Source organism: uncultured Microbacterium sp. (assembly GCF_945952435.1).
Classification (GTDB): Bacteria; Actinomycetota; Actinomycetes; order Actinomycetales; family Microbacteriaceae; genus Microbacterium.
This window is the reverse complement of record NZ_CAMFHZ010000004.1, coordinates 157,184-165,376: the sequence shown is the minus strand read 5'-3', so window position 1 is coordinate 165,376 and position 8,193 is coordinate 157,184. Positions and strand designations below refer to the sequence as shown.

The window sequence follows — 8,193 nt, the reverse complement described above, 5'->3', positions numbered from 1 at the left end:
TTTCGTCTCGCTCCGGCTCCGCCGGCGCTCGCTCAACGACCTCAAAGGAACGCGCTGTCCCTCCCCCGGGGTCGTTGGGCGAGGACGCCGCAGGCGCCCGAGACGAAACGCGACCTTCACACACCCCGTTTCGTCTCGCTCCGGCTCCGCCGGCGCTCGCTCAACGACCTCAAAGGAACGCGCCCCCTTCCCCGAGATCGTTGAGCGAGGACGCCGCAGGCGACCGAGACGAAACGCGGCCTCCCCGGAGAGGGGAAGCCGCGTTGTCGTATCGTGCGAACGTGATCAGGCACGCCGGATGATGCCCATCGGCGTCGACTCCGTGCCCTGGCCGAGCGGGTTGTCCTTCAGAATGGCCACGAGGCGCTTCTCGTCGGACTTGTCCAGCGTGGAGCCCAGGATGTTGCCGCCGAGATCGTTGATGTCGACCACCGCGACATCGCAGACACCCTGCAGCAGATCCCGCATCTCGTGCGCGACCTCGCGGGGCCGCGCCGGTCCGAGCACGACGGAGCGGTCATAGGGCGGCATGGTGCCCTCGGTCGGCCCATCGATCGCGCGGGCCTTCTCGCCCGCGATCCGATAGAAGTCGCCCCGCCGCCCGAAGGCCTTCGTCACGGCCGACACAGCGGCGGCGAGCAGGATCCGCGGAGTGCCGCACTCGCGCAGCGCCATCTCCATGGTCTCGGGCATTCCGAGGCCGATGCCGTACGGCGTGCGGGTCACGTACTTCGACAGGAAGAAGGCGAGCCGACGAGGCGCGATCTCCTCCAGCAGAAAGGAACGTCCCTGCGTGATGCCGACGATCTTCTCGGTGATGAAGAGCAGGTCGCCCTGCTGCACCTCGCCCCCGGCGTACTCGGAGACGACGTCCGCGAGCACGTCGCCGGGCATGACGACCTTGGTGCGGATCGGGATCCGGAGCCAGCGCGCGCCCTCGACCGAGATCTCGAGCTGCTTGCCGTCGTTCGGCTTCGCGTCCGTGCTCACTCGAGGTAGTCCCGCAGCGACTGCGAGCGGCTGGGGTGACGCAGCTTCGCCATCGTCTTGGACTCGATCTGCCGGATCCGCTCACGGGTGACCCCGAACGTGTCGCCGATCTGATCGAGGGTCTTGGGCTGACCGTCGCCGAGACCGAAGCGCATCCGGATCACGCCGGCCTCGCGCTCCGAGAGCGAGTCGAGCAGCTGCTCGAGCTGGCGCTGCAGCATCGTGAACCCGACCGCATCCGCGGGGACCACGGCCTCGGTGTCCTCGATGAGGTCGCCGAACTCGCTGTCGCCGTCCTCGCCGAGGGGCGTGTGCAGGGAGATGGGCTCCCGACCGTACTTCTGCACCTCGATGACCTTCTCCGGGGTCATGTCGAGCTCGCGGCTCAGCTCCTCCGGCGTGGGCTCGCGGCCCAGGTCCTGGAGCATCTGCCGCTGCACGCGGGCGAGCTTGTTGATGACCTCGACCATGTGCACCGGGATGCGGATCGTGCGGGCCTGATCAGCCATCGCGCGGGTGATGGCCTGACGGATCCACCACGTCGCGTAGGTGGAGAACTTGAACCCCTTGGTGTAGTCGAACTTCTCGACCGCGCGGATGAGACCCAGGTTGCCCTCCTGGATGAGGTCCAGGAACTGCATGCCGCGTCCGGTGTAGCGCTTCGCGAGCGAGACCACCAGGCGGAGGTTGGCGCCGAGCAGATGGCTCTTGGCGCGCTGGCCGTCGCGTGCGACCCACTGCAGGTCGAGTCCGAGCTGGCCGGTCTTCTCGACGGCCGACATCGCGGACAGCTTCTCCTCCGCGAAGAGACCGGCCTCGATCCGCATCGCGAGCTCGACCTCTTCGGCCGCGTTCAGCAGCGCGACCTTTCCGATCTGCTTCAGGTAGTCCTTGACCGGATCCGCCGTGGCGCCCGTGATCTGGGTCGAGTAGACGGGAGCATCGTCCTCGTCGGAGGCGCTGATGCGGATGGCGCCGGTGGGAAGCGGTTCGGTGAAGGCGGGCTTGGCGCCCTCCTCCTCGTCGGCATCGTCGGCCGGGGCTGCCGCGTCCTCGACGGACTCGGCCTCGGGCTCTTCGGCCTTCTTGGCACGCGTGGTCTTCTTCGCGGTGCTCTTGGTGGCTGCAGGCTTCTTCGCCGGGGCCTTCTTCGCCGCGGGGGCCGTCTCGACCTCTGCGGCCTCGGCCGCGAGCTCCTCGGGCTCGGTCTCGGTGCTCTTCGTCCGGGTGTTCTTCTTCGTGGCAGTCGTCACGTCTCGCCTTTCAACGGGGGCTGCGCGGACCCCCGGGCCTTTTCGGACACTAGTAAGACCCTTGTCAAGTCCCGAGGCGGATGCTCCGCCGACGGGATGGTTGACAATGGGTCGCCGAATAAGTATGTCACACTCTGCGCGGAGCGGCTCTCCCTGAGGAGAACGTTCCGCAAGAGACGCGCATTCCGGCGGGAGCCGGTCGGATCAGAGACGGCCGTTCTTGTCCTCGTCGCCGCTGGGGCGAGAGGCGAGGAAGCGCTCGAGCTCCGCGGCGAGTTCATCCGCGCTCGGCAGGGCACCCTCCACGAAGTCGCCCCGCGCCTCCCCCTCGACGTCCAGCCCCGCCATATAGGCGTCGTAGCGGTGCTCGAGCGTGCGGACCATCTGACCGAGCTCCTCGTTGTCGGCGATCTGCTCGTCGACGCGCTCGTGGTAGCCCGCGCTCTGTTCCCGCAGCGCGTCCGTGAGCAGAACCAGTCCCGTCGACGCCATCACCTTCTCGGCGGCGGCGATCACCGCGTCGGGATACTCGGTGTCGGCGAGGTAGTGCGGCACGAGCAGAACGAAGCTCGCGACCGGCTGCTCGTCTTGGACGAAGCGGTACTCCAGCAGATGGCCGACCGTGCCCGGCACCTGGGTGCGGGGGCGCCACACCGAGTGCGCCGCGACGAGGTCGGCACGGTTGCCGCTCACGGTCACGCCGATCGGCCGGGTGTGCGGGACGGGCATCGCGATCGAGTGCACCCACGTCACGGTGGACACCTCGTGCACGGCGGCGAAGTCGAGCACCACGTCGGCGAACGCGTTCCAGGCGAAATCGGGCTCGTAGCCGGACAGGAGCAGGAACGGCCTGCCCAGCGCGTCGTGCGCGAGAGAGAGCTCGAGACGAGCGGGACGCAGTCCCGAGATGTGGTCCTCGTCGAAGGTGAGCACCGGGCGACGGGCCCGGTAGTCGAGGAGCACGTCGTTGTCGAACACGAGCAGCGGCTGCGGATCGGTGGTCTCGGCGAGGTGGTCCATGAGCCCCGACACGGCGGATCCCGCGTCGGTGAATCCGGTCAGCAGGACGACGAGGGGCAGGCCGGACGGGATGGCGTCCGCGCGGGCGACGCGCTCGTGGATCTCTCCGGAGAAGGGCATGTCACCATGCTACGAGTCCCCCGGACGCCCGGATCGGCTGACCGCTGAGAGCGAACACGCGACGCATCGCTCCCGACGTCGCACCGCCCGCCGATCCTAGGATGGAGATCATGACGTCTCCTGTGCTCGAGCTCTCACAAGGCGCTCCGGCGGACGCGAACGCGGATGCGGTCGTGCTCGTCGTCGCCGGCCTCACCGACACCCCGGCCGACCTCTCGCCCTTCGACACGACGCACGCGGCCCTCACCGCCGTCGGCTTCTCGGGAAAGCCCGGCGCCTTCGTCCGGATCCCCGCCGACGACGTCGCCGACGTGCCCGTCGCCGTGGTGAGTGCGGGCGCGACGCCGGATCCGGACGCGGTCCGCGAGGCGGTCGGCGCGGCATTGCGCAACCTCACCGGCTTCGAGCGCGTCTCGGTCCTCCTCTCCGACGCGATCCTCCCGTTCTCGGTCGCGGCGGCGGAGGGCGCCCTCCTCGGCGGCTACCGGTTCGACGACTACCGCTCGTCCGAGAAGCCCCAGCGCGCCGGCATCGTGACCCTGCACGCGGAGGTGTCCGATGAGGCCGCGGCCCGTGCCCGCGCCCTCGCAGAGGCGGTGGCGCTGACCCGCGACCTCGTCACCACCCCCGCCGAGTGGTTGGGACCGGCGGACCTCGCGCAGCGTGCGACCGACGCGGTCGCCGGACTCGACGTCTCGGTCGAGGTGCTCGACGAGACCGCACTCGCGAACGGCGGCTTCGGCGGCATCCTCGGCGTCGGTCAGGGCTCCGAACGCCCGCCGCGCCTCGTGCACCTGGACTACGCGCCCGCCGACGCCGTCGCGCACATCGCGCTCGTCGGCAAGGGGATCACCTTCGACACCGGTGGCCTCTCGCTGAAGCCGCCGGCGAGCATGGTCGGCATGAAGACCGACATGGCCGGGGCCGCGAGCATCCTCGCCGCGACGCGCGCGATCGCGACCCTCGGCCTCCCCGTCCGGGTGACCGCGTGGCTCTGCATCGCCGACAACATGCCCTCGGGCAGCGCGATCCGCCCGAGCGATGTGCTGCGCATGCTCGACGGGCAGAGCGTCGAGGTGCTCAACACCGATGCCGAGGGCCGACTGGTCCTGGCCGACGGCCTCGTCTCCGCCAGCCGGGAGAACCCGGACGTGATCCTCGACGTCGCGACGCTGACCGGTGCGATCATCACCGCGCTGGGGATGCGCCACACCGGCGTCTTCGGCGACGACGCGACCGTGCAGGAGGTGCTCGCCGCGGCCGCGGCCGAGGGCGAGCTCGCGTGGCCGATGCCGCTGCCGGACCACATGGAGGAACAGCTCGACTCCCCCATCGCCGACCTCGTGAACGCCAAGATCGGCGATCCCTCCGGTGGCGCGCTGTTCGCCGGCCTCTTCCTGCGCCGTTTCGTCGGCCGCACCGCGGATGCGGAAGATGCGAGCAGGATCCCCTGGGCGCACCTCGACATCGCCGGATCCTCGGAGCACAAGGGCGCCCCGTACGGATTCACGGACAAGGGCGCGACCGGCGCCATCGTGCGTACGCTCGTCGCGTTCGCCGAAGCACGTGCGAAGGGAGGGCAGGCATGACCGCGCACACGTTCGACATCGTCATCCTCGGCGGCGGCAGCGGCGGGTACGCCGCGGCGCTCCGAGCGGCGGAGCTCGGCAAGTCCGTCGCACTCATCGAGAAGGACAAGGTCGGCGGAACCTGCCTGCATCGTGGCTGCATCCCGACCAAGGCGCTGCTGCACTCCGCGGAGGTCGCCGAGAACGTCCGGGACGCCGCAAAGTACGGCGTCGGCGCGGCGTTCGAGGGAATCGACCCCCAGGGCGTCACCGCCTACCGCGAGGGCATCGTCGCCAAGAAGTACAAGGGCCTGGAAGGTCTCGTCAAGGCGCGCGGGATCACCGTGGTCGCTGGGGAGGGCGTCCTGCGCCCGGACCGCTCCGTGGCCGTCGGCGACGACGTCTATACGGGCGCGGACGTCATCCTCGCCACCGGGTCGTACAGCCGTTCGCTGCCCGGACTCGAGATCGGCGGAAGGATCCTCACGAGCGAACAGGCCCTTGCGCTCGACGAGGTGCCCGGCCGCGTGGTGATCCTGGGCGGCGGCGTCATCGGTGTCGAGTTCGCGAGCGTCTGGCGCTCCTTCGGCGCCGAGGTCACGATCATCGAGGCGCTCGACCACTTGGCGCCCAACGAGGACATCGCCCTCAGCAAGGCGCTGGAGCGGGCCTTCCGCCGCCGCGGCATCGGGTACTCCCTCGGCGTGCGCTTCGCTTCGGCGACCCAGACCGCGGATGCCGTGACGGTCGAGCTCGAGAACGGCACGACCTATGAGGCCGACTACCTGCTGGTCGCCGTCGGTCGCGGCCCCGCCACCTCCGGTCTCGGCTTCGAGGAGGCCGGCGTCGCGATGGAGCGCGGCTTCGTGCTCACCGACCCCGAGCTGCGCACCAACGTCGACCACGTGTGGGCGGTGGGGGACATCGTCCCAGGCCTGCAGCTCGCGCACCGCGGGTTCCTGCAGGGCATCGCCGCCGCGGAGCGCATCGCGGGGCTGGCCCCTGCGGTGATCCCGGACTCGCAGATCCCGCGCGTCACCTACAGCAGCCCGGAACTCGCCTCGGTCGGCGTGACCGAGGCCGTCGCGATCGCCGAGCACGGGGCCGACGCGGTGGTGTCGTACGAGTACAACCTCGCAGGGAACGGCAAGAGCGAGATCATCGGAACCGGCGGTCTCGTGAAGGTCGTGCGGCAGAAGGACGGCCCCGTTCTCGGCGTGCACCTCGTCGGCGACCGGGTGGGCGAGCTCATCACCGAGGGCCAGCTCGCGGTGAGCTGGGAAGCCCATCCCGAGGACATCGCGCCCCTGATCCACGCGCATCCCACCCAGAGCGAAGCGCTCGGCGAGGCCTTCCTGGCTCTCGCCGGCAAACCACTTCACGCATTGTGAAACTAAACTTGCACATCGTGGAATCATGGACTCGGCCTCCGGTGGCCTTGCCCGCTAAGCTGAAAGACATCACGAACTTCCTTAAGGAGACTCCGTCATGAGCACACCCGTGGTCCTCCCCGCCCTCGGAGAGAGCGTCACCGAGGGCACAGTGACCCGTTGGCTCAAGCAGGTCGGCGACACCATCCAGGCCGACGAAGGGCTTCTCGAGATCTCGACCGACAAGGTCGACACCGAGATCCCCTCGCCGATCAGCGGAGTGATCGAGGAGATCCTCGTCGCCGAGGACGAGACCGTCGAGATCGGCGCGGTCCTCGCCCGGATCGGCGACGGCTCCGGAGCCGCGGCTCCCGCCGAGGCCGCGCCCGCGGCGGAAGCGCCCGCCGAAGAGGCTCCCGCCGAAGCTGCTACGCCGCCCGCCGAGGCAGCCGCCCCCTCGTCCGAGGCACCCGGTCCTTCCGCCGACCCGGCTCCTGCCGCCGCATCCTCGAGCGACGCGACCGATGTCCGCCTCCCCGAACTGGGTGAGAGCGTCACCGAAGGAACCGTCACGCGCTGGCTCAAGCAGGTCGGCGACGACGTCGCCGTGGACGAGCCGCTGCTCGAGATCTCCACGGACAAGGTCGACACCGAGATCCCCTCGCCCGTCGCCGGCACGCTGCAGGAGATCCTGGCCGCGGAGGACGAGACCATCGCGGTCGGCGCCGTCCTCGCCCGCATCGGTAGCGGCGCCCCGGCCGCGACGACGGCACCGGCTGCTCCCGCGCCCGCCGCCGCGCCCGCACCCGCCGCCCCGGTTTCCGCAGAGCCCGAGCAAGCTCCGGCGGCTGCACCTGCGGCACCGGCACCGGCACCGGCTACGGCGGCTGCCGCATCCACGCCGGCGCCCGCCGCGGCCTCCGCGCCCAGCACCGCGCCGGCCGCGAGCACGGACAGCGGCACGGACTCGCTCTATGTGACTCCGCTCGTGCGTCGCCTGGCGGCCGAAAAGGGGGTCGACCTGTCGACCGTCTCCGGCTCCGGCGTCGGTGGCCGCATCCGCAAGGAGGACGTGCTGAACGCCGCCGCCCCCGCGGCCGCGGCCGCACCCGCCGGCGCTGCTCCCGCTGCCCGGAAGCAGCGCGAGGTGTCCCCGCTGCGCGGAACCACGCAGCCGATGTCGCGTCTGCGCAAGGTCCTGGCCGAGCGTGCCGTCGCGTCGATGCAGCAGACCGCGCAGCTGACCACGGTCGTCGAGGTCGATGTCACGCGCCTGTCGGACTACCGCGACAGCGTCAAGGCGTCGTTCCAGCAGAAGACCGGCGACAAGCTCTCCTTCCTGCCGTTCTTCGCTCTCGCCGCCGCGGAGGCGCTGCAGGAGTTCCCGATCGTCAACTCGACCGTCGACGGCACCGACATCGTGTACCCCGCGAGCGAGAACATCTCGATCGCGGTCGACACGGAGCGCGGGCTGCTCACGCCGGTCCTCCGTGACGCGGGTTCGAAGACGATCGCCGAGATCGCACACGAGATCGCCGATCTGGCGGCCCGCACGCGTGAGAACAAGCTGAAGCCCGACGAGCTCGCGGGCGGCACCTTCACGCTGACGAACACCGGTTCCCGCGGGGCGCTGTTCGACACTCCCGTCGTGTTCCTCCCCCAGTCCGCGATCCTCGGCACCGGCATCGTCGTGAAGCGTCCTGGCGTCGTGACGGTCGACGGCCAGCAGGCCATCGCCGTGCGCTCGTACGTCTACCTCGCACTGTCGTACGACCACCGCACGATCGACGGTGCGGACGCTGCGCGCTTCCTGTCCGCAGTGAAGTCGCGCCTGGAGGAGGCCGACTTCGCCGGCGAGCTGGGCGTCTGACC

6 protein-coding genes are annotated in these 8,193 nt (G+C 70.1%); 3 read left to right on the top strand and 3 right to left on the bottom strand.

Annotated features, from left to right (window positions below):
* Positions 1-285: 285 nt before the first annotated feature.
* The 3 genes from Q0P88_RS03470 to Q0P88_RS03460 form a co-directional block, all read right to left on the bottom strand.
* Entirely contained in the window at positions 286-990 is a 705-nt protein-coding gene (locus Q0P88_RS03470; protein WP_295011088.1) for a coenzyme F420-0:L-glutamate ligase, read from the bottom strand.
* Positions 987-2,243 carry an RNA polymerase sigma factor gene (locus Q0P88_RS03465; RefSeq protein ID WP_295011086.1) on the bottom strand — a complete coding sequence of 419 codons (1,257 nt, stop codon included), beginning with the start codon at positions 2,241-2,243 and terminating at the stop codon, positions 987-989. The genes Q0P88_RS03470 and Q0P88_RS03465 overlap by 4 nt, the downstream gene beginning before the upstream one ends.
* Before the next feature lie 204 nt (positions 2,244-2,447).
* The gene (locus tag Q0P88_RS03460) at positions 2,448-3,383 is read right to left on the bottom strand and encodes a proteasome assembly chaperone family protein (RefSeq protein WP_295011084.1); all 936 of its coding nucleotides are present in this window, start codon (positions 3,381-3,383) and stop codon (positions 2,448-2,450) included.
* Between the two features lie 110 nt (positions 3,384-3,493).
* On the opposite strand from Q0P88_RS03460, the gene Q0P88_RS03455 reads away from it, so the two are divergent.
* The 3 genes from Q0P88_RS03455 to sucB all read left to right on the top strand — a co-directional run bounded on the left by Q0P88_RS03455 (position 3,494) and on the right by sucB (position 8,191).
* Positions 3,494-4,972, top strand: coding sequence for a leucyl aminopeptidase (locus Q0P88_RS03455; RefSeq protein ID WP_295011082.1), 1,479 nt, complete (start codon positions 3,494-3,496; stop codon positions 4,970-4,972).
* Positions 4,969-6,342 carry a dihydrolipoyl dehydrogenase gene (gene lpdA, locus Q0P88_RS03450; RefSeq protein WP_295011080.1) on the top strand — a complete coding sequence of 458 codons (1,374 nt, stop codon included), beginning with the start codon at positions 4,969-4,971 and terminating at the stop codon, positions 6,340-6,342. The genes Q0P88_RS03455 and lpdA overlap by 4 nt, the downstream gene beginning before the upstream one ends.
* A gap of 97 nt (positions 6,343-6,439) precedes the next feature.
* Positions 6,440-8,191, top strand: a complete 1,752-nt coding sequence (gene sucB, locus Q0P88_RS03445) for a 2-oxoglutarate dehydrogenase, E2 component, dihydrolipoamide succinyltransferase (protein WP_295011078.1) — start codon at positions 6,440-6,442, stop codon at positions 8,189-8,191.
* Positions 8,192-8,193 lie beyond the last annotated feature (2 nt).